The sequence below is a fragment of the Bacterioplanoides pacificum genome, assembly GCF_042648445.1.
GTDB lineage: Bacteria > Pseudomonadota > Gammaproteobacteria > Pseudomonadales > Oceanobacteraceae > Bacterioplanoides > Bacterioplanoides pacificum.
Genome location: NZ_JBHRYB010000013.1, coordinates 33,308 through 56,748 on the forward strand (window position 1 = coordinate 33,308; position 23,441 = coordinate 56,748).

A 23,441-nucleotide genomic window follows, 5' to 3' on the forward strand; every position below is an offset into this window, starting at 1 on the left:
GTCAGTATCAGGATAAGGTATCCATCAGACTACGAGCATCCTGCTTCTGCTGATCGCTGCCTTCCTGCAACACTTCCTGTAACAACTCACGGGCACCATCGCTGTCTTCCATATCGATATAAGCGCGTGCCAGATCCAGCTTAGTGGCACATTCATCGGTGCCTGCCAGGAAATCGAACTCATCATCGGCTGCTGCCAGCTTATCCAGATCGATATCCTGATCAGCGGCCGCCGCAGGAGACTGCTCAGCACTGTCAGCAACCGGTGCTTCGTCAACCAGGGGCTCGTCCACAACCGGAATATCATGCTCTTCAGCTGGCACGCTGAAGTCATCCAGCTCAGCATCCAGTTCAGCCAGATCGGCAGCAAAATCAACTTCCTGCTCATCTGCAGCTGATTCCTGCGCTTCAGTGACAACGTCCTCAACGTCAACAGCCTCGTCAAGCTCCGGCTCGTCCAGGGACACGTTTTCATCACTGGCGGAATCGAGCTCGGCTTCCAGCGCCTTCAGATCATCATCAGCAGATTCCGCAAAACCCGTGCTTTCATCCATATCAAACGACAGATCTGACAACTCGTCATCACCGGTGCTGCCATCGGCATCAAGCAAGCTTTCCAGATCCGCCAGATCAGGCGCATCATCGTCGTCAGCAGCATCACTGATATCAATGACTTCATCACCAGTAGATTGCTCCGCCTCAGGCTGCCCCTCATCGGCGGCTAACTCACCCAGATCAAAATCCAGTGCGTTATCATCACTGCTTTCCGCCGCTACCGCGACGTCGTCAGTATCAGCGTCGCTATCCGTCGCTTCATCCAGACTGCTGAGATCAAATTCCAGCGCGTCATCAGCATCATCAGCGGCCGGCAGTTCAAATTCGGCCGTATCCTCAGCATCATCACTCAGATCCAGTCCGTTGCTTTCAGCGTCGAGGTCGAACTCCAGACTTTCATCCAGATCCAGTGTCGGTACATCTTCCAGCGATGAATCCGCGGCATTATCCAACGGAGCTTCTTCCGTGAGCGAAGGGATTTCATCCACTGCAGATGATAAGTCAAAGTCCAGCGCATCATCGCCGCCAAGATTCAGATCTGCTTCCGCCGGAGCATCATCCTCCAGATCATCCGCACCATCGGCCAGATCCAGCGCATCGCCAAAATCCAGACCTTCGCTGAATTCTTCACCCAGAGAATCATCCAGTGATGGAATATCATCATTCAGCGACAAACCACCCTGAGCATCGGATGCCAGTAATTCAGGTGCAATAGGAGTCGATAACCGTCCGCGCATCTGCTCCGCCTGACCATTGGCATCCTGATCACCAATTGCGATCAGATCCGCTTCCTGAGACGCGAATGCCTCTGCATCATCCATCTCAACAAACACTTCGAGCAACTTCAGGCGCAGATCGGAGCGGCTTGGTTCCTGAGCAATGGCACCCTGTAACAGATCGACCGCTTGTTCAAACTTGCCATAAGCAATGTAAATATCCGACTCACTGATAACGTCTTCCGTCTGGGCCACAGGCGCAAAAGCATCAGCATGCTCATCGTCAAAATCATCCAGCGGGGCATCATCACCCGCCACTCCCAGGTCCAGTTCATTATCGTGACCCAGGTCCAGTTCAGCAGCCGTCAGTTCGGCCTCATCAAATTCCAGATCATCCAGATCAGCACCATGAACATCACCATCGGCAAAAGCAACATCCGTACCGTCAAATTCATCGGCGTCATCGCCCTTGGCAGCTTTACGGGCCTGAACCAGCTTATAAGCGGCCAGCGCAATCAATAAAATAAGTAATAATCCACCCGCCAGGAATTCCGGGCGCTGCAGAATAGTGTCCATCAGCGTAGGCTGTGGGCGGTTCTGCTCTTCCAGCATGGCTGCGATACGTTTACGGCGTTCTTCCCGCGCCTTGGCCTCTGCAGCTTCCTGAGCCGCTGCCTCCTGCTGCGCTACCGTGTCATTAACAGAGTCATCAGCGGCCGTACTTTCATCCTGATAATTAAAATCGGTCGCTTCAGCGTCGTCCGCCGCCGCGCCCTCTTCGGTAATATCAGCACCTGTTGTTTCAGTGTCCACTGGCGCAGATTCATCCGCCGCAACCTCACCCTCAGGGGCCTCAGTCACGTCACCGTTATTCGCTGCTGCGTTTTCAGCCGTCGCTTCTGCATCCTCTGCAACAACGGCAGCCGCCTCTGTTGCCTCCGCCTGCTCAACGCCTGCTTCCTGCTGCAACGCTTCAGTCGTCTGAATATTCGCCAGCTGATCGTCTTTTAAGGTAATCAGACGCTGCAGGGTTTCGATCTGACCTTCCAGAGATTCCAGGCGCTGACGCAACTCCTGGTTTTCCAGCCGGCTTTTGTCCAGAGTTTCCAGTGCAATCGCCAGATCATTTTCCAGTGCCTGCTGCCGGCCAGTTCCACCGTCGCCAGCCACATCACCGCTGGCACCCGCAGATTCCGCCTGCTCTGCACCGGCAGACAACAGCCGTACTTCACCGCCGTCGCTACCACCAGCTACCGGAGCTGCCGGCGTACGTCGTCCGGTCGCATCCAGTTGAGCAGCACCCGCCTCCAGCGCTTCGTTCTGACGCTCAACCTCAGCAACCGCCTTACCAAACTGTATGCCCGCAACCTGGCCGGCATCCGGAATTCGTAACACCTGATGAGATTTCAGCCGATTAATATTGCCGTTGATAAACGCATTCGGGTTTTGCTGCTGAATGGCCAGCATCATTTGCTGAGGACTGACACTGCTATCCGGCCGGGTTTGTAATGCAATCTGCCAGAGGGTGTCGTTGGTCTGAACTTTATAGGTTCCCGGTGCTGCCGGGTTATCTAACCAATCATTCCCCTGACGGCTTACCGCACCGCCTTGCTGCGGCTGTACCTGAACGGATGCAGTGGAAGTTACTTCCGTCGCTGCTGGTGTCACCACCAGCGGCCGAATGGATTCTTCTTCAAACACCGGCGGATCAAGTAATACGGTGTACTCACGCAATACCCGTCCGGATGGCCAGTTCAGTTCAACCAGGAAATTCAGAAAAGGTTCGGTCACAGCTTCGCGCGAGCTCAGCACAACCTTGCCGTCTTCAACGGTAAATTTGATTTTCGTAAGAAAGAATACGCGATCAACACCAGCACGCTCAAAGTCCGCCGTAGTGGCCAATGAAGGTTTGATTTCCCACTTGGATAAATCCTGAGCATCAACCAGCTCAATCTCTGCCGTTAACGGCTGGTTGAGTGCTGACTTAAGAGTCAGTTCTCCAAGCCCCAATGCCATTAACTGAGCAGACAATGTCAGTCCACCCGCCAGCATCAAGGATTTCGCAATTAGGCGCTTCATTATGGCTTCCTTGTTTTTAAGGCGACGTCTCGCCTCTTCGTGTGTATCGAATCTAATGCCGAAACCGTGTATTTGAGATATTCCTAACCCAGCTTAGTTATCGATTCCATTCATAAGCAGCGTAAGTATCAGTGATAAAAATGCAATTCGCAATATTTTGACCGCCCCTAGAGGCATAAAACCGATATTAAAGAATGAGTTAGCGCATTTTCAGAAGAAACAAGATGAGAAATGTGAAGCAGTAATCAAAAAAGCGGGATTAATTCCCGCTTCTTATATAGGTCAAAATCAGCCAGCGTTGAGCAAAATGCGCAACATCCGCCGTAACGGCTCCGCTGCCCCCCACAACAACTGATCACCAACGGTGAACGCTGAAATGTATTCCGGACCCATGGTCAGCTTACGGATACGCCCAACCGGGATGCTTAAGGTGCCAGTGACCTTAGCCGGCGTCAGATCTTCCATCGTTACCTCACGGTCGTTTGGAATCACTTTCACCCAGTCGTTATGCCCGGCCAGAATCGCCTCAATCTCTTCTACCGGCAGATCCTGCTTCAGCTTCAGCGTAATTGCCTGACTGTGACAACGCATAGCGCCGACACGGACACACAAACCGTCGATTGGCGTTGGCGCTGCAGCCGTACCCAGGATCTTGTTGGCTTCAGCTTCCGCCTTCCATTCCTCACGGCTTTGCCCGGATGGCAGCTGTGAATCAATGTAAGGGATCAGACTGCCGGCCAGCGGCACACCAAACTGATCTTTCGGGTAATCGCCACTGCGAATAAAGTCCGCCACCTGACGATCGATATCCAGAATTGCAGTGGCCGGATCTTCTACCTTATCTTTTACATTGGCATGAATCGCACCCATCTGACTGATCAGCTCACGCATGTGTTTTGCGCCTGAGCCGGAAGCGGCCTGATAGGTCATTGGCGTTGCCCACTCAACCAGGCCTTTTTCGAACAGACCACCCAGCGCCAGCAACATCAGCGATACGGTACAATTACCACCAACATAAGTTTTAACGCCGTTTTTGATACCGGCATCAATCACATCACGATTCACCGGGTCCAGCACAATAATGGCGTCATCATCCATACGCAGTGCTGAAGCCGCATCAATCCAATAGCCATCCCAACCGGCTTCGCGCAACTTCGGATACACGTCTTTGGTGTAATCACCACCCTGACAGGTAATGATCACGTCCTGCTGTTTCAGTGCTTCAATATCAAAGGCATCTTCCAGCACACCACAGTCTTTAACGGCGCCTTCTTTACCATAAACCCGTGGCGCAGGCAGGCCTTTTTGAGAGGTCGTGAAGAAGGTCGGCTTAATCAGGTCGAAATCGTTTTCTTCCTGCATACGTTGCATCAGCACGGAACCTACCATCCCGCGCCAGCCAACCAGACCTACATTTTGTTCAGACATTCTGTAACCTTTAAATTTGCTTATGCATTTGCCAGCGCAGCGACAACCGCCTCGCCCATCTCAGCCGTACTGACTTTCTTCATACCGTCAGAATAGATATCGGCCGTCCGCAAGCCCTGATCCAGCACATTGCTGACCGCTTGCTCAATCGCATCCGCCGCTGCGCTCTCGTTAAGAGAATAACGCAACATCATGGCCGCTGACAAAATTGTGGCCAGCGGGTTAGCAATTCCCTGCCCGGCAATATCCGGCGCCGAGCCGTGACACGGCTCGTACATACCTTTGTTGTTCTTATCCAGAGACGCAGACGGCAGCATACCAATCGAACCGGTCAGCATGGCGGCGGCGTCGGATAAAATGTCACCAAACATATTGCCCGTTACCATAACGTCGAACTGCTTCGGTGCGCGCACCAGCTGCATCGCCGCGTTATCGACGTACATATGCGACAGCTCAACGTCCGGGTAGTCTTTTGCCACTTCATTCATAATCTCGCGCCACAGCACGGTCACTTCCAGAACGTTGGCCTTATCGACTGAGCACAGTTTTTTGCCACGCTTCTGCGCCGACTCAAATGCGACCTTGGCGATACGGCGAATCTCAGATTCAGAGTAAACGTAGGTGTTGTAACCCTGACGTTCGCCATTTTCCAACTCGCGAATACCACGTGGCTGACCAAAATAAATACCGCCGGTCAGTTCACGTACGATCAGAATATCCAGGCCAGACACGACTTCCGGCTTCAGCGAAGATGCATCCGCCAGTTGCGGATACAGAATCGCCGGACGCAGGTTACCGAATAATTCCAGGCCGGAACGCAGACCTAACAGACCTTTCTCAGGACGCAGTTCACGATCGTCCAGTTCGTCCCATTTAGGGCCGCCCACAGCCCCGAGCAGAATGGCATCCGCCTTTTCAGCTTTTTGCATGGTCACTTCCGGCAGCGGCGTGCCAAACTCGTCATAGGCCGCACCACCCACCAGAGCGTTGTCCAGTTCAATATTCAGGTTGAACTTTTGTTTCGCCGTTTCCAGAACTTTAACCGCTTCGGTTACGATTTCCGGACCAATGCCATCACCTGGCAAAATTAAAACATTCTGAGTCATTGTCTTTTCGCTTAATTTTTCTTAAAAATTTTCAAACGCATTTTGCAATAGGGTGGTTTTTCTATCGCCGGAGCGAGGCAACATCCCTGTAAAAGCGCCCCGGCGGCAACGTCCTGTTGCCTGCTAAGAAAAACCACCCTACCGCAAACTGCTTAATTCAATTCCGAACAATATTGAAGCATCAAACTGACTGATGTTGTTTGCTGCAGGGGTCGATCACATGGATGTGATCGTCTAGCCTTCAAGGATGAACTTGTAGCGCCCCGAAAGAAAACAACTCAGTCAATTTGATGCAGCCGATTTCAGAGTAAAAGACTACTTAACCTGATCAAACAACCACGGATTAGCAGCACGGCGTTTTTCTTCATACGCCTTAATATCATCCGCATCCTGCAACGTCAGGCCAATATCATCCAAACCATTGAGTAAGCAATGCTTACGGAACGGATCGACATCAAATGCAATCTCACCACCATCCGGTGTGATAATTTTTTGCTGTTCCAAGTCCACGGTTAATTCATAACCTTCATTGGCTTCAACCGCCTTAAATAAATCATCAACAATCTTTTCGTCGAGGATGATTGGCAGCAGGCCGTTTTTAAAGCTGTTATTAAAGAAGATATCCGCATAGCTCGGCGCAATAATCGCACGGAAGCCAAAATCTTCTAATGCCCAGGGCGCGTGTTCACGACTGGAACCACAACCAAAGTTTTCACGGGCTAATAAAACCGAAGCACCCTGATAACGCGGCTGGTTTAAAACGAAGTCCGGATTTAACGGACGACCGGAGTTATCCGCATCCGGCTGACCTTCATCCAGGTAACGTAATTCGTCAAACAGATTCGGACCAAAACCACTGCGTTTAATGGATTTCAGAAACTGCTTTGGAATAATCATATCAGTATCGATATTCGGGCGATCCATCGGAGCCACAATACCGCTGTGTACAACAAAAGGTTTCATCGCATTAGCTCCTTAAAGATCACGAATATCAATAAAATGACCAGCAACCGCCGCAGCAGCCGCCATCGCCGGGCTTACCAGGTGAGTACGACCACCGTATCCCTGACGACCTTCAAAGTTGCGGTTGGAAGTCGAGGCACAATGCTCACCGCTGCCCAACTTGTCGGCATTCATGGCCAGACACATGGAGCAGCCCGGCTCACGCCATTCAAAACCGGCTTCGATAAAGATTTTGTCCAGACCTTCAGCTTCCGCCTGCTCCTTCACCAGACCAGAACCCGGAACCACCAACGCCTGCATCACGCTGTCCGCTACTTTACGGCCTTTAGCAATCTCCGCAGCCTGACGTAAATCTTCGATACGGCTGTTGGTGCAAGAACCAATAAATACCCGATCCAGTTTGATATCAGTAATCTTCTGACCACCAGTCAGCCCCATGTATTCATGAGCGCGCTTAATAGCTGATTGCTGAACATCATCTTTACCGTCTTCAACACGCGGCACCGTGCCGTCAACCGTGGTTACCATTTCAGGAGACGTACCCCAGGTTACCTGCGGTTTGATGTCTTCGGCTTTGATTTCCACGACCTTGTCGAACTCAGCATCGTCGTCAGACACCAGCTCTTTCCAGGCGTCTAATGCCAGTTGCCAATGTTCACCTTTGGGTGCGTACGGACGATCTTTAACGTATTCCGCTGTGATCTCATCAAATGCCACCATACCGACACGAGCACCGGCTTCGATCGCCATGTTACACATGGTCATACGGCCTTCCATACTCATACTGCGGATGGCGCTGCCACCAAACTCCATCGCACAACCATTACCACCAGCAGTACCAATAACACCAATGACGTGCAGCACCACATCTTTACCCGTGATACCCGGCGCTAATTCACCATCAACACGAATCAACAGATTTTTCATTTTGCGCTGAATCAGACACTGGGTCGCCAGTACGTGTTCAACTTCTGAGGTGCCAATACCGTGAGCCAGCGCAGCAAAAGCGCCGTGGGTGGCGGTGTGAGAATCACCACAAACAACCGTCATACCCGGCAAGGTTGCACCCTGCTCCGGGCCCACCACGTGTACGATGCCCTGACGCTTGTCCTGCATTTTGAATTCAACAATGCCGAAATCATCGCAGTTTTCATCCAGTGTTTTCACCTGGATTTTAGACACCGGATCCTGAATACCTTCAATACCCGACTCACGCTCCAGCGATGTCGTAGGAACGTTGTGATCCGGTGTTGCCAGGTTGGCATCCAGACGCCACGGCTTACGGCCGGCAATGCGTAAACCTTCAAACGCCTGAGGCGACGTTACTTCGTGCAACAACTGGCGGTCGATATAAATTAACGCCGTGCCGTCATCACGCTCTTTTACCAGATGTTGTTGCCACAACTTATCGTAGAGGGTTTGTCCAGCCATGGTTGGCTCCTTAACTCAGGGGATGTATCTCATCTCATTTCCGCGGTTATTTCCGCGTTAGCTATTGCATCAATATACGCCAAATGCTAAACAACATAAATTCATATTTTTTCTAGTTTAAATTCCATACTGGAATGGAAGGAGTCAAATGGATACCCAAGCGTTACGGGCTTTTCTCAGTGTCGCGGCCTGCTCGTCGTTCTCCCTCGCCGGTGAGCGCCTGCACCTGACCCAGTCAGCAGTCAGTAAACGTATTCAGCAACTGGAACAACAACTCGACACCCAGTTATTTGACCGCCACAACCGCACCATCAGTCTGACTGAGGCGGGCCAGGCATTATTGCCTAAAGCGCAGCAGATCCTCGCTCTGGTAGCCGATACAGAACTGCAATTGCACAACCTCAGCGGCGAGGTCAGTGGCACCCTGTCACTGGCCACCAGCCACCATATTGGCCTGCACCGCTTACCGCCAGTACTGAAAGAATTCGTTCGCTGTTACCCCCAGGCCCAGCTCAATCTGGAATTCATGGGTTCAGAACGGGCCTATCAGGCCGTCGACGCTCGCCAGGTAGAGCTGGCACTGACGACTCTGGAGCAGCAACCGCCGGCACACATTACATCGCACCTGCTATGGCAGGACGAGATGGTGTGTGTCTGTGCTCCCGACCACCAGCTGGCCAGCCTGAACCAGCCCACGCTGCAGCAACTGAGTCAGTCACCGGCCATTTTGCCCGAACGCGATACTATTACGTTTCAGCTGGTCGAGTCCGCCTTTGTCCGCCAGGGGTTAACGCTGCAGGCGCCAATGCCCACCAACTATCTGGAAACCATTAAAATGATGGTATCGGTCGGTCTTGGCTGGAGCATGCTGCCGGCATCGATGATCAGTAACGACCAACAGCTACATCGTCTGATCTGGCCCGACCAGGCAATTTGCCGTCCCCTGGGACTCATTCATTTACAGGAAAGAACGCTCAGCAATGCCGCCCAGGCGCTGATCCGGCTTCTGTTTTAAACGGTTGAATTTCTGCCTAAAAAAGCCGACATTGATTCAACACAAGATGGTCGCCGCCACATCCGGCTAGGCTATTGGTGTTAACCCACACAAGGAAAATATTATGTTGGATATCAATCACATTCTGGTCGTGCTCGACAGCGATCACCCGGAGCAAATTGCTCTGGAACGGGCACTCTGGCTGGCACGCTCTCTGGATGCCGACCTGACATTGATGACCAACACGTACGAACCCCACTGCGAAGAAGGTTCGGCATTATCGGCCATCGACAGCAACACCCAGCTGCGCATTAAGCAGGCCCTGCTGAAAAAGGCGGATAACTGGATTAACAGCTTTGTGTCAGAAACCAGTGGCGTCAACACCAGCACGGAGGTGCACTGGCAAAAACACTTGCACGATGCCGTCATTGAATCCATGCGCAACAAAGACTTCGACCTGGTCATCAAAGGTACCCAACCCCACAGCCTGGTTGATCGTATTTTCACCCACACCGACTGGAATATGTTGCGCCACTGCCCGGCACCGGTGTTATTGGTTAAAAATGCGCAACCCTGGCAACACAACCGCATATTGGCCGCAGTCGATGCCACGGCCCCCGACCAGAGCCACGATCTGATCAACGACAACATCCTGTCTTTTGCCGAGCACCTGGCTGATCACTTTGACACCGACCTGCATCTGGGCAACGCCTACCCATTAGTCAGCGTGGCGTTCGCCATGGTGCCGGAAGTAACAGCCCCGGATGATATTCAGAGCTACGTCACAGAACAACACGAAAGCGGCTGCCAGCAATGGGCGCAGAAATACAACATCGACAACGATCATATTCATATTGCCGAAGGTGACACTGACGATGTGGTTTCAGAGATTGCGGCTCGTATTGAAGCCGACCTGGTCGTGGTCGGCACCGTTGGCCGTGAAGGGCTGGCGGGCGTGCTGATCGGTAATACGGCCGAAGCCCTGGTGGATAAAGTGAATTGTGATGTGCTGGTCATCAAACCTCAGGACGGGGTAAAACCTGATGCTGAATAAAGAAAGCTGACAATTACACAGGCCGCCGTTGCGGCCTCTTTTGTATGTTATGAAACAGTTATTAGTTATTTACCACAGTCCTTCAGCAAACCTGGAGAAGTTACGCCAGGCCATCATCAGCGGTCATGAGCAGGCGATATGCCCAGCGGTCTCCATTAAGACGGTCGCGGCACTGCAATGCCAGCCCGATCAGGTGATAGCAGCAGACAGCGTATTACTGCTGACACCCGAAAATCTCGGCTACATCAGTGGCGCGTTAAAAGATTTTTTCGACCGCTGTTACTACCCTTGCCTCGAACACACCCAGGGTAAACCCTGTGCAGCCATTATCCGCGCCGGGCATGATGGCACCGGTAGCGTACGGGCTTTACAAACCATCACCACCGGCCTGCGCTGGCGCTGGGTACAGCAACCACTGGTGTTACGTGGTGACTGGCAGGACAATTTTTTACAGCAAACCGAGGAACTGGCCTGTGCCCTGACCCTGGCACTGGATCAGGGCATATACTGAACCGCATTGGTTTCAACTGACACCTTTCTCCTTCAGCGCCTGCTCAATTTCCTGCAGACAGGCCGGATCATCAATGGTTGATGGCGTACTGTATTCCTCATTGTTAGCAATATTACGCAATACTTTCCGCAGGATTTTACCGGAGCGGGTTTTTGGTAAACGCTGCACCACCACCGCATTCTTAAAGCTGGCAACCGCGCCGATGTTATCGCGCACCCGTTGTACCAGTTCTTGTTTCAGCTGCTCTTCGTCAATATCCACGCCATCTTTTAACAGCACCAGACCAAGCGGCTCCTCCCCTTTCAGATCACTGCTCTGGCCAATGACCGCACATTCGGCAACGGCATCATGACCAGCCACCACTTCTTCCATCTCCCCGGTTGATAAGCGGTGCCCGGCAACGTTAATAATGTCATCAGTCCGCCCCAGTACAAACAGATAGCCGTCTTCATCCAGCATACCGCCATCACCGGTCACGTAATAACCCGGATAGGTATTCAGATAACCGGCCTCAAAACGCTCGTGATTACGCCAGATGGTCGGCAAACAGCCTGGCGGTAATGGCAATTTAATGGCAATACTGCCCTGTTCACCGGCGGCGGCCAGCTGACCGCGGGAATCCAGAATCTGCACATGATAACCCGGTGAAGGTCGGGTAACTGAACCGGCCTTCGGTGTTGCCGGCTCCAGCCCCATGTGATTACCGGCAATCGCCCAACCGGTTTCGGTTTGCCACCAGTGGTCAACGATCGGTCGCTGAATATGCTGATCAACCCAGTCGTAAGTGGGCGGATCAAGACGTTCGCCCGCCATAAACACCGTTTTTAACGCCGACAAGTCGTATTGTCTGGCCAGCTGACATTGCGGATCTTCTTTACGAATCGCACGGAAGGCGGTGGGTGCAGCAAAAATGCCTTTTACTTTATACTCTTCGCAAACCCGCCAGAACGCACCGGCATCCGGAGTCCTTACCGGTTTCCCCTCATAAAACACCGTGGTACAGCCACGAATCAGTGGCGCATAAACAATATAAGAGTGACCAACAACCCAGCCAACATCCGACGCAGCCCAGAACACATCACCCGGATGCATGTCATACACCAGCTCCATTGAATAGTGCATGGCCACCGCGTGGCCACCGTTATCACGTACCACCCCTTTGGGCTTACCGGTTGTCCCCGAGGTATACAACACATACAGCGGATCGGTCGCTCTCACGGCCACACAGTCCGCAGGCTGGGCAGCCGCCAGTGCCTGTTGCCAGTCAACATCCCGGCCAGCAGTCAGCTCACAGGGGTGCTGTTCACGCTGCAGAATCACGCAACCGGACGGCTTCGCCTGTGCCAGGCTAATCGCTTCGTCCAGAATCGGCTTGTACGGAATCACCCGGTCAATTTCGATACCGCAGGAAGCAGACACCACCACTTTCGGCTCTGCATCGTCGATACGCACCGCCAGCTCATGCGCAGCAAAGCCGCCAAATACCACCGAGTGAACCGCACCAATACGGGCGCAGGCCAGCATAGCAATGGCTGCCTCCGGCACCATCGGCATATAAATGATCACACGATCGCCTTTCTCAACGCCCTGGTTCAACAACACACCGGCAAACAGAGCAACCGCTTCCGTCAGCTCGCTGAAGCTGTATTGTTTTTTGTTGCCGGTTACCGGCGAGTCGTAGATCAGAGCAATATCATCACCCCGGCCCGCCAGCACATGCTGATCCAGAGCCAGGTAGGCCGTATTCAGCTCACCGTCGACAAACCAGCGATCAATGCCGTGATCATCTTTCTGCAGCAGGGTGCGGGGTTTACGGAACCAATGAATTTTGTCGGCCTGTTGTTGCCAGAAACGCTCTGGTTGCTCAATGGATGTCTGGTATTCCTGTTGGTAACTCATACAAGTTCCCCTGTTGTTTTTATTGGAATTACCTTATGGGAAACAGGGTCAGGCGCACTATTCGACCAAGGGTCATACCACGAAAGTCGATCCGCCTGCAGGCCGCATAAACCGTGACCAACAACCGGAATCCGGTAAAAACAGGCATAAAAAAACCCGCCGTAGCGGGTTTTTTTCGTAACAGCGGCGATTACCAGCCAGTTACTTCTTTCAGTGCTTCACCGATTTGCGCCAGAGAGCGAACGGTTTTAACACCCGCGTCTTCCAGGGCGGCAAACTTCTCGTCAGCCGTACCTTTACCGCCAGAGATGATCGCACCCGCGTGACCCATACGCTTACCTTTCGGAGCAGTAACACCCGCGATGTAAGAAACCACAGGCTTGGTCACGTTTTCTTTGATATAAGCAGCCGCTTCATCTTCAGCGGTACCACCGATTTCACCAATCATAACGATGGCTTCAGTCTGTGGATCATTCTGGAACATTTCCAGAATATCGATGAAGTTAGAACCCGGAATCGGGTCACCACCGATACCAACACAGGTAGACTGGCCGAAACCGTAGTCAGTCGTCTGCTTCACTGCTTCATAGGTCAGGGTACCGGAACGGGAAACGATGCCCACTTTGCCTGGCAGGTGAATGTGACCCGGCATAATACCTATTTTACATTCTCCCGGAGTGATAACACCCGGGCAGTTAGGACCAATCAGACGAACGCCTAACTCATCACACTTCACCTTACATTCCAGCATGTCCATCACCGGAATATGCTCAGTAATACAAACGATCAGTTTGATACCAGCGTTTGCGGCTTCCAGAATCGAATCTTTACAGAAAGGTGCTGGTACGTAGATAACAGACGCTTCTGCACCAGTGGTTTCAACCGCTTCAGCAACGGTATTAAATACCGGCAGACCCAGGTGCTCAGTACCACCTTTACCCGGTGTTACACCGCCGACCATTTGTGTACCGTAAGCAATTGCCTGCTCAGAGTGGAAAGTACCCTGACCGCCAGTAAAACCCTGACAGATAACTTTTGTGTCTTTGTTAATCAGAATGGACATGTCTTAGTTCCCCGCTGCCTTTACTGCCTGAACTGCAGCATCTGTTAAACTTTCTGCTGCGATAATATCCAGACCGGATTCATCCAGAACCTTCTTACCCAGATCAGCATTGGTGCCTTCCAGACGTACAACCACAGGAACGTTAACGCCCACTTCTTTTACTGCGCCGATAATACCTTCTGCGATCATGTCACAACGAACGATGCCACCGAAGATGTTAACCAGAACCGCCTTCACTTTGTCATCAGACAAAATCAGTTTGAACGCATGAGCAACACGCTCTTTAGTCGCGCCGCCACCAACGTCCAGGAAGTTAGCCGGGAAACCGCCGTGCAGTGCAACCATATCCATAGTACCCATGGCCAGACCCGCACCGTTCACCATGCAGCCAATATTGCCATCCAGCGCAACGTAGTTCAGGTCCCATTCCGCTGCTTCAGCTTCACGAGCATCTTCCTGAGAAGGATCGTTCATTTCCTGCAGGTCTTTGTGACGGTATAAAGAGTTGCCATCAACGCCAATTTTGGCATCCAGGCAGTGCAGATCACCATCTTCTTTGATCACCAGCGGGTTGATCTCGATCAGCGCCAGATCTTTTTCCACAAACAGTTGCGCCAGACCCATGAAGATCTTGGTGAACTGTTTAATCTGATCACCTTGCAGGCCCAGTTTAAAGGCCAGCTCACGACCCTGATAAGGCTGTGCACCTGTCAGTGGATCGATGGTTGCTTTGAGAATTTTTTCTGGCGTTTCTTCCGCCACTTTTTCAATTTCAACACCACCTTCAGTCGATGCCATAAAGACAACACGGCGGGTTGAACGGTCTACTACCGCACCCAGATACAGTTCATTAGCGATATCGGTGCAGCTTTCTACCAGAATACGGCTAACAGGCTGGCCGTTTTCATCAGTCTGATAGGTCACCAGGTTTTTGCCCAGCCACTGTTCGGCAAACTCTTTGATTTCTTCTTTAGAAGATACCAGTTTTACGCCGCCCGCTTTACCACGGCCACCGGCGTGTACCTGAGCTTTAACGACCCATTTGTCGCCACCGATTTGGTCAGCTGCTGCTGCAGCCTCTTCCGCAGTTTGGGCTGCCACACCACTTGATACTGGCAAACCATACTGCGCAAAAAGCTGTTTACCCTGATATTCGTGAAGGTTCATCGCTTTCGTCCTGTTTCTTTTGTTGAGCCGGGGATAACCCGGCAGCCACTGTTAACTGAGCAACCGATTGTGTCGGCACTGGCAAAACAGACCAGCCTCACTCAGTCATAAAGTAAAAGCCCGGAGACCCGGGCATTTACCTAACTCATCAATATTACTTTTTCTTTGGTTTACGATTCGCTTTGTGAATCGCAGCATTGTTCACGGCCAGTGCCGCTTCATGAACCGCTTCTGAAATGCTTGGGTGAGCAAATACCATCATACCCACATCCTCAGCGGTTGAACCAAATTCCATTGCCACAACAATTTGTTGCACCAGATCACCAGCATTGGGGCCAATCACACTGGCACCAAGAATGCGGTCAGTTTCAGCATCGGCGACAATTTTAACAAAACCGTCGGTATCCGCGGCTGCCATGGCACGGCCATTAGCGGCAAACGGGAACATACCTACATTGTAGGATTCTCCGGCTGCTTTCAATTCGTCTTCCGTCTTACCTACCCAGGCAATTTCCGGGTGCGTGTAAATAACAGAAGGAATCACATCGTAGTTCATCTGGGCTTTATGGCCGGCAATACGTTCGGCAACCATCACACCTTCTTCTGATGCTTTGTGAGCCAGCATTGGACCACGAACCACGTCACCAATAGCCCAGACACCGGGAGCATCGCTCATGCAGGTTTCATCTACGTGAATAAAGCCGCGCTCATCCAGATTTACACCGCTGTCACCAGCCAATAAACCTTCGGTGTACGGACGACGACCAACAGCAACAATCAGCTTATCGAAGGTCTCTGATTTTTCGCCTTCGCTGTCCTGATAGGTGACGGTCACTTCTTTGCCGTTCACCTCGGAACCGGTCACCCGTGCACCCACACGAATATCCATACCTTGTTTGGTAAACAGCTTTTTCGCTTCTTTGGCAACGGTCTGATCAACCAGGTGCAGGAAGTTATCCTGCGCTTCCAGAACCACAACCTCAGCACCCAGACGGCCCCAGACGCTGCCCAGCTCAAGGCCAATCACACCCGCACCGATCACACCCAGACGCTTTGGCACCTCAGTGAATTCCAGCGCACCGGTTGAATCAACAATGACACCTTCCGTCAGCGGCGCTGGCGGAATATTCACAGGCACAGAGCCAGTGGCGATGATCACGTTATCTGCTTCGATGGTTTCGGTAGCACCCGCGTGATTGGTGAATTCCACCTTTTTACCCGCCAGCAACTTACCGGTACCTTCCAGCGCTTTAACACCGTTAGCCTTAAACAGCGTCGCCACACCCATGGTCAGATTTTTTACGATCTGATCTTTGCGCTTCAGCATGTCAGCGATATTAATACTGACTTCGCCGGTGCTGATACCATGCAAAGAAAACTTCTCGTGCGCTTCTTCGTACTTGTGCGAAGTATCCAGCAAAGCTTTAGACGGAATACAACCGACATTCAGACAAGTACCACCAAAAACAGCCTTGCCTTCTTTATTAATCCACTTGTCGATACAAGCCGTTTCCAGCCCCAGCTGGGCACAGCGGATCGCTGCGACATAACCTGCAGGACCACCGCCGATTACAACAACATCAAACTTTTTACTCATTACCTATTTCCTTAATCTGTGCGGTTAAATGTCTAACAGCAGACGTGCAGGGTCTTCCAGCAACTCTTTGATAGTCACCAGGAACTGAACCGCTTCTTTACCATCAATCATACGGTGGTCGTACGACAGTGCCAGGTACATCATCGGCAAAATAACCACTTCGCCGTCAACCGCCATCGGCCGTTCCTGGATTTTGTGCATCCCCATGATAGCGGTTTGTGGTGGATTCAGAATAGGAGTCGACATCAGTGAGCCAAAAATCCCACCGTTCGAAATAGTGAAAGTACCACCCTGCATTTCTTCGATGCCCAGTTTACCGTCACGGGCACGTTTACCGAAATCCGCAATAGTACTTTCAATTTCGGCTAAACCCATACCGTCCGTATCACGCAATACAGGAACTACCAAGCCACGATCCGAGGAAACCGCAACACCGATATCCTGATAGCCGTGATAAACCATATCATTGCCATCAATCGACGCATTCACAGCCGGGAAACGTTTCAGCGCTTCCGTCGCCGCTTTGGTAAAGAACGACATGAAGCCCAGCTTCACACCGTGTGCTTTCTCAAAGCGATCTTTGTATTTCGCACGCAGCTCCATAACCGGCTTCATGTTCACTTCATTATAAGTGGTCAACATGGCGGCATTCTGCTGCGCTTCTACCAGACGACGGGCGATCGTGGCGCGCAGACGAGTCATTGGCACACGCTTTTCGATACGCTCACCAGCTGGCAGATTCAGCGCTGGCTGTGCAGCTGGTTTTGCTGGCGCAGCGGCGGCCGCCGGAGCTGCTGCTGGCGCTGCTTTCAGATGATTCTGAACGTCTTCTTTGGTAACCCGACCACCTTTGCCGGTACCTTTAACATCCGCCAGGTTAACGCCTTTTTCTGCTGCCAGCTTACGTGCCGCCGGCCCGGCTACCGCATCATCTGAACCACTGTCGTCCGCTGCTTCAGCCGCCGGAGCCTCAGCTGCTGCCGGAGCCGCATCCGCTACTGCACCGGCTTCAAAGATTGCCAGTACTTCGTCGGACAGGACAACATCGCCCTCTCCTTTCAGAATGTTTTTCAGGGCGCCATCTGCCGGCGCCACAACTTCCAGTACAACTTTATCAGTTTCAATATCGACGATTAATTCGTCACGCTGTACCGCTTCACCTGGTTGCTTGTGCCAGGTCGCTACAGTGCCATCGGCGACGGATTCAGGAAAAGTGGGTGCCTTAATTTCGATGCTCATTGGTGTTTTCCTTAGTATTCCTGTAATTAGCCCTGAAGCCCTAAAGCGTCACGGATCAATTGTTCTTGTTGCTCCAGATGGAGCGCCATATAACCAGCTGCTGGTGATGCGGATGCTGCACGTCCGGCGTATTCCAGATGTAATTTTTCATCCAGATCAGCCACAGCACGACGCATATGATGCTGACTGCTGTACCAGGCGCCCATATTCATCGGCTCTTCCTGTACCCAGTAAACTTCTTTTAAGTTACTGAATTTCTGCAGTACAACACCCAGATCATCAGCCGGGAACGGATACAGCTGCTCAAGACGCACAATCGCCACGTCATCCAGCTCTTCCGCACGACGACGCTCCAGCAAATCGTAATAAACTTTGCCGGAACACATCACAACGCGCTTCACCTTGGCCGGATCCAGCTCATCAATCTCATCCAGCACAGTCTGGAACTGACCTTCAGCCAGCTCTTCCAGGGTGCTGGTCGCCAGTTTATGACGCAGCAGACTTTTCGGTGACATCACCACCAGCGGCTTACGCAGAGGACGAATCACCTGGCGGCGTAACATGTGATACACCTGTGCCGGCGTGGTCGGCACACAAATCTGAACATTATGCTCAGCACACAGCTGCAGATAACGTTCCAGGCGTGCTGAGGAGTGCTCTGGCCCCTGACCTTCGTAGCCGTGTGGCAACAACATAGTCAGTCCACATAAACGGCCCCATTTGTGTTCACCAGATGAAATAAACTGGTCAAACACCACCTGAGCACCGTTGGCAAAGTCACCAAACTGAGCTTCCCAGATCACCAGAGCACCCGGTGTTGTGGTGGAATAGCCGTATTCAAATGCCAACACTGCCTCTTCCGACAATGTCGAATCGTACAGATCAAAGGCTGGCTGTTCGTCTTTGAGGTTACACAGAGGAATATAAGGTTCGCCGTCTTTCTGGTTGTGCAACACAGCATGACGGTGAGAGAAAGTACCGCGCCCCACATCCTGGCCAGTCATACGAACTGAATGTCCTTCGTCCAGCAGCGTGGCATAAGCCATGGTTTCCGCGAAGCCCCAGTTGATCGGCAACGCACCGGCTGCCATCTTACGGCGGTCTTCCAGAATTTTGCTCACCTGACGCTGTACCGAAAAGCCTTCCGGCACTTCAAGCTGCTTCAGGGCCAGCTCCTGCAAACGCTTCAGCTCAAATGAGGTGTCCGCTTTAGCCGTCCACTCATGACCCAGGTAAGGAGACCAGTCAACAAACAGAGATTCGTTCGGTTCTTTCACCAGACTTTTGGCAACATGCAAACCATTATCCAGCGCCGTACGGTACTCTTCTTCCAGTTCCTTACTCTGATCCTGAGACAATACGCCTTCGCTGATCAGCTTCGCAGCATACAGATCACGGGTGGTTTTCTGCTTCTTGATCTGAGCATACATCAGCGGCTGAGTACCAGACGGTTCATCCGCTTCGTTATGGCCACGACGGCGATAACACACCAGGTCGATAACCACGTCTTTGTTGAATTCGTTGCGGTAATCAACCGCCAGCTGAGTGACAAACAACACCGCTTCAGGATCATCACCGTTCACGTGCAGGATTGGCGCCTCAACAATTTTGGCAACATCGGTACAGTATTCAGTGGAGCGGTTATCGTCACGACGAGAGGTGGTAAAGCCCACCTGGTTGTTGATGACAATATGGATGGTACCACCGGTTTTGTAAGCACGGGTCTGAGACAGCTGGAACGTTTCCATGACCACACCCTGGCCGGCAAAGGCCGAGTCACCGTGGATCAGTACCGGTACGACTTTATCGCCATTCGGATCGTTACGACGATCCTGGCGAGCCCGCACGGAGCCTTCAACCACCGGAGATACAATTTCCAGGTGAGACGGGTTAAACGCCAGCGCCAGGTGCACTTCTCCGCCAGACGTCATAACGTTGGAAGAGAAACCCTGGTGGTATTTCACGTCACCGTGAGAGTGGAATTCAACCTTGCCATCAAATTCGTCAAACAGGTCGGAGGTCTTTTTACCCAGCGTATTAATCAGAGTATTCAGACGACCACGGTGCGCCATACCAATCACAATTTCTTTGGCACCGTAAGTTCCGCTGCGCTGGATCAGCTCATCCATCAGCGGAATCAGGCTTTCGCCCCCTTCCAGACCAAAACGCTTAACACCCGGATAACGTGAACCCAGATATTTTTCCAGGCCTTCACCGGCGGTCAGACGTTCCAGCAAATGTAATTTTACTTCATCGCCAAATTTCGGATGCGCGCGCACACTTTCCAGTCGCTGCTGAAACCAGCGCTGCTCGGCGGTGTTAACGATGTGCATATACTCAGAACCGACGGTGCCGCAATAGGTCAGTTCCAGTGCATCAACAATTTCTTTCAGTGTTGCCTCTTCCTGACCAATAAATAACGATCCGGTCTGGAATTGACTATCGAGATCTGCCTGGGACAACCCGTGAAAGGACAGATCCAGATCAGGAACAATTTCACGCTCCATCAGCCCCAGCGGATCCAGCTTAGCGTGCTGATGTCCACGGCCGCGATAGGCGTTAATTAACTGTAAAACCTTAACCTGCTTACGCTCAAAATCGGAACTGACCGCCGATTGCGAAGCAGGACGCAGACGATTCTGATTTTTAGAAATAAGAAGGAATTGTTCCCGAATGGGTTTGTGAGGAGTATCGACGGACGTTGTTTCGTCGACGCGTGGAAGCTGATCAAAATAGCTGCGCCACTCTTCTGGGACTTCGTTCGGATCGCGAAGGTAGGTTTCGAAGAGCTCTTCCACGTAAGCAACGTTGCCACCCGCTAACTGCGAGGTGCTCCATAGTTGCTCCATTGTCTGCTCGTGCATGTTGTACGACCACCCTGTTTTTATTTAAAACGAGGGATTCACTACAGAGCGCACGCACCGACACATTGCGTATAAAACGGCATATGGGGGGCCAACCGGATAAGTTGTAATGCCTCTGAGTTGAACCGGGGATGCCCCGTTCCCTCAACTAACAAACTAGCTTAGTTAAAAATAGCGCTTTGTGGGCGCTATTTTTGAAAAAATGTTAACGTAAGCAGGCTGTGTGTCCAGCCCAACTTACGTCTAATACCACATGGTCGGTCTGTGGTAATCCTTACAGCTGCTGGCTCAGCAGCATGTCACGGATGTGACCAATAGCCCGGGTCGGGTTCAGACCTTTAGGGCATACATTGACACAATTCATGATCCCACGGCAACGAAAAACGCTGAATGGATCACTCAATTCCGCCAATCGTTCTTCTGTTTTGGTATCACGGCTGTCCGCCAGGAAGCGGTAAGCCTGTAACAAGCCAGAAGGGCCGACAAATTTGTCCGGATTCCACCAGAAAGACGGACAAGCCGTTGAACAACATGCACACAGAATACACTCGTACAGGCCGTCAAGCTTCTCACGCTCTTCCGGAGACTGCAGACGCTCGATCGCCGGAGCCGGCTTGTCGTTCTGCAGATATGGCTGAATCTTTTCAAACTGCTGATAGAACAGAGCCATATCGATGACCAGGTCACGAATAACCGGTAAACCGGGTAACGGACGCAGAATCAGCTTGTCCATTTTGCCTTTGGTAGCTTCTGAGATCGGTGTGATACACGCCAGGCCGTTTTTGCCATTGATATTCATACCATCAGAACCACACACACCTTCACGACAAGAGCGACGGTAGGCAACGGTTGGATCCTGTTCTTTTACCAGAGCCAGTACATCCAGAACCATCAGATCCTTGTTACCAGGGATCGTGATGTCGTAGTCCTGCATGTAAGGCGCTTCATCTTTTTCTGGGTTGTAACGATAAATGCTAACTAACACGGTCAGACTCCCTTATTAATAAGTACGTACTTTCGGCGGGAATGCTTCAACTGTCTTAGGAGCGAAGTTCACAGCACGTTTGCCGATGGTCTTGGTTTCAGGGAAGTACAGAGAGTGGCACAGCCAGTTCTCATCATCACGCTCGGTGTAATCGTTACGGGCGTGAGCACCACGGGATTCTTTACGCTCAATCGCAGCAACAGCGGTTGCATAAGCGGTTTCGAACAGGTTATCCAGCTCCAGCGCTTCGATACGGGCGGTATTAAACGGACCACTTTTATCGTCGAGAACCGTGTTCTTAACGCGTGCGCCGATTTCCTTCAGCATCTCCAGGCCTTTTTCCATGCTGTCGCCTTCACGGAATACACCGAAATACAGCTGCATGGTTTTTTGCAGATCAGCACGAACCTCAGCCACTTTTTCACCGGTGGTTGCATTGTTCAGGCGATCCAGACGAGCCATTGCGCGTTCGATATCCGCATCAGTCGGATCAACAAAGTCAAAACCTTCTTTGAAGCTTTGCTCAACCTGCAGACCTACCGCACGACCGAATACCACCAGGTCCAGCAGCGAGTTGCCGCCCAGACGGTTAGCACCGTGTACCGATACACAGGCAATTTCACCAGCCGCGTACAGACCTTCGATGATCACGTCGTTGCCGTTTTCATCCTGAGTCAGCGCCTGACCACCGATATTGGTTGGTACACCACCCATCATATAGTGACACGTCGGTACAACCGGAATCGGTTCTTTCACCGGGTCAGCGTGGGCAAAGGTGCGTGACAGCTCCAGAATACCCGGCAGCTTAGCGTTCAGAGTTTCTTCACCCAGGTGATCCAGCTTCAGGAATACGTGATCGGCGTCTTCGCCACAACCACGGCCTTCCAGAATTTCCAGCACCATGGAACGGGCAACAACGTCACGACCCGCCAGGTCTTTGGCATTTGGAGCATAACGCTCCATAAAACGTTCGCCGTCTTTGTTGACCAGGTAACCACCTTCACCACGACAGCCTTCTGTAACCAGTACACCCGCGCCGGCAATACCGGTTGGGTGGAACTGCCACATTTCCATATCCTGCATCGGCACACCCGCACGGATCGCCATACCAACACCATCACCCGTGTTGATCAGCGCGTTGGTGGTGGACTGATAAATACGACCCGCACCACCGGTTGCCAGCACAGTTGCCTTGGCTTTGATGTAAACGGTTTCACCGGATTCGATATCAATAGCGATAACGCCCGCTACCTGACCTTTGGCATTTTTCACCAGGTCAACGGCATACCATTCGTTCAGGAAAGTCGTACCACCCTTGAGGTTACCCTGATACAGAGCGTGCAGCAGAGCGTGACCAGTACGGTCGGCCGCGGCACAGGTACGTGCAGCCTGAGTTGGATTATCAGGGCCTTTAGACTGACCACCGAAAGGACGCTGATAGATACGGCCATTCTCGAAACGAGAGAACGGCAGACCCATGTGTTCCAGTTCGAAAACCGCCTGAGGGCCAACAGAACACATGTATTCGATCGCGTCCTGGTCACCGATGTAATCGGAACCTTTGACGGTATCGTACATGTGCCAGCGCCAGTCATCATTCGGATCGGCAGATGCGATTGCACAGGTAATACCACCCTGAGCCGATACCGTATGTGAACGGGTCGGGAATACTTTAGTAACACAAGCCGTGTTCAGACCGGATTCTGTCAATTGCAGCGCAGCACGCATGCCTGCACCACCACCACCGATTACGATGGCATCGTAGGACATAGTTTTGATTTTAGACATGAC

Annotated in this window: 16 protein-coding genes; 3 read left to right on the plus strand and 13 right to left on the minus strand. The window is 52.0% G+C overall.

Annotated features, from left to right (window positions below; genetic code table 11):
* Positions 1–7 precede the first annotated feature (7 nt).
* The 5 genes from ACFOMG_RS11430 to leuC form a co-directional block, all read right to left on the minus strand.
* On the minus strand, positions 8–3,349 hold the full coding sequence (locus ACFOMG_RS11430; RefSeq protein ID WP_376866745.1) for a FimV/HubP family polar landmark protein: 3,342 nt from the start codon (positions 3,347–3,349) through the stop codon (positions 8–10).
* 288 nt (positions 3,350–3,637) lie between these two features.
* Complete coding sequence (asd, locus tag ACFOMG_RS11435) at positions 3,638–4,777, minus strand: aspartate-semialdehyde dehydrogenase (RefSeq protein ID WP_376866746.1); 1,140 nt, start codon at positions 4,775–4,777, stop codon at positions 3,638–3,640.
* 20 nt (positions 4,778–4,797) lie between these two features.
* Positions 4,798–5,883: a 3-isopropylmalate dehydrogenase gene (gene leuB / locus ACFOMG_RS11440; protein WP_376866748.1), complete on the minus strand. Its 1,086-nt coding sequence runs from the start codon at positions 5,881–5,883 to the stop codon at positions 4,798–4,800.
* A gap of 315 nt (positions 5,884–6,198) precedes the next feature.
* Entirely contained in the window at positions 6,199–6,846 is a 648-nt protein-coding gene (leuD, locus tag ACFOMG_RS11445; RefSeq protein WP_376866749.1) for a 3-isopropylmalate dehydratase small subunit, read from the minus strand.
* A 12-nt stretch (positions 6,847–6,858) separates the two neighbouring features.
* Entirely contained in the window at positions 6,859–8,277 is a 1,419-nt protein-coding gene (leuC, locus tag ACFOMG_RS11450; RefSeq protein ID WP_376866751.1) for a 3-isopropylmalate dehydratase large subunit, read from the minus strand.
* A 148-nt stretch (positions 8,278–8,425) separates the two neighbouring features.
* Between leuC and ACFOMG_RS11455 the strand changes: the two genes are divergently transcribed.
* From ACFOMG_RS11455 to ACFOMG_RS11465, 3 genes are all read left to right on the plus strand, one after another.
* Entirely contained in the window at positions 8,426–9,292 is an 867-nt protein-coding gene (locus tag ACFOMG_RS11455) for a LysR family transcriptional regulator (RefSeq protein ID WP_376866752.1), read from the plus strand.
* Between the two features lie 103 nt (positions 9,293–9,395).
* On the plus strand, positions 9,396–10,325 hold the full coding sequence (uspE, locus tag ACFOMG_RS11460) for a universal stress protein UspE (protein WP_376866754.1): 930 nt from the start codon (positions 9,396–9,398) through the stop codon (positions 10,323–10,325).
* 49 nt (positions 10,326–10,374) lie between these two features.
* On the plus strand, positions 10,375–10,836 hold the full coding sequence (locus tag ACFOMG_RS11465) for a flavodoxin family protein (protein WP_376866755.1): 462 nt from the start codon (positions 10,375–10,377) through the stop codon (positions 10,834–10,836).
* A gap of 12 nt (positions 10,837–10,848) precedes the next feature.
* Here the strand turns inward: ACFOMG_RS11465 and ACFOMG_RS11470 are convergent, their stop codons facing one another.
* The 8 genes from ACFOMG_RS11470 to sdhA form a co-directional block, all read right to left on the minus strand.
* Positions 10,849–12,735, minus strand: coding sequence for a propionyl-CoA synthetase (locus ACFOMG_RS11470; RefSeq protein ID WP_376866757.1), 1,887 nt, complete (start codon positions 12,733–12,735; stop codon positions 10,849–10,851).
* Between the two features lie 190 nt (positions 12,736–12,925).
* On the minus strand, positions 12,926–13,798 hold the full coding sequence (gene sucD / locus ACFOMG_RS11475; RefSeq protein ID WP_376866759.1) for a succinate--CoA ligase subunit alpha: 873 nt from the start codon (positions 13,796–13,798) through the stop codon (positions 12,926–12,928).
* Positions 13,799–13,801: 3 nt separating this feature from the next.
* A complete protein-coding gene (sucC, locus tag ACFOMG_RS11480; protein ID WP_376866760.1) occupies positions 13,802–14,965 on the minus strand; it encodes an ADP-forming succinate--CoA ligase subunit beta in 1,164 nt (387 codons plus the stop codon).
* Positions 14,966–15,119: 154 nt separating this feature from the next.
* A complete protein-coding gene (gene lpdA / locus ACFOMG_RS11485; protein WP_376866761.1) occupies positions 15,120–16,562 on the minus strand; it encodes a dihydrolipoyl dehydrogenase in 1,443 nt (480 codons plus the stop codon).
* Positions 16,563–16,586: 24 nt separating this feature from the next.
* Complete coding sequence (gene odhB, locus ACFOMG_RS11490; protein WP_376866762.1) at positions 16,587–17,801, minus strand: 2-oxoglutarate dehydrogenase complex dihydrolipoyllysine-residue succinyltransferase; 1,215 nt, start codon at positions 17,799–17,801, stop codon at positions 16,587–16,589.
* Positions 17,802–17,827: 26 nt separating this feature from the next.
* Positions 17,828–20,665, minus strand: a complete 2,838-nt coding sequence (locus ACFOMG_RS11495; RefSeq protein WP_376866763.1) for a 2-oxoglutarate dehydrogenase E1 component — start codon at positions 20,663–20,665, stop codon at positions 17,828–17,830.
* 274 nt (positions 20,666–20,939) lie between these two features.
* Positions 20,940–21,650, minus strand: coding sequence for a succinate dehydrogenase iron-sulfur subunit (locus tag ACFOMG_RS11500; protein ID WP_376866764.1), 711 nt, complete (start codon positions 21,648–21,650; stop codon positions 20,940–20,942).
* A 15-nt stretch (positions 21,651–21,665) separates the two neighbouring features.
* Positions 21,666–23,438 (minus strand): succinate dehydrogenase flavoprotein subunit, encoded by a 1,773-nt coding sequence (gene sdhA / locus ACFOMG_RS11505; protein WP_376866765.1) that lies wholly within the window; start codon positions 23,436–23,438, stop codon positions 21,666–21,668.
* Between the last annotated feature and the right edge of the window lie 3 nt (positions 23,439–23,441).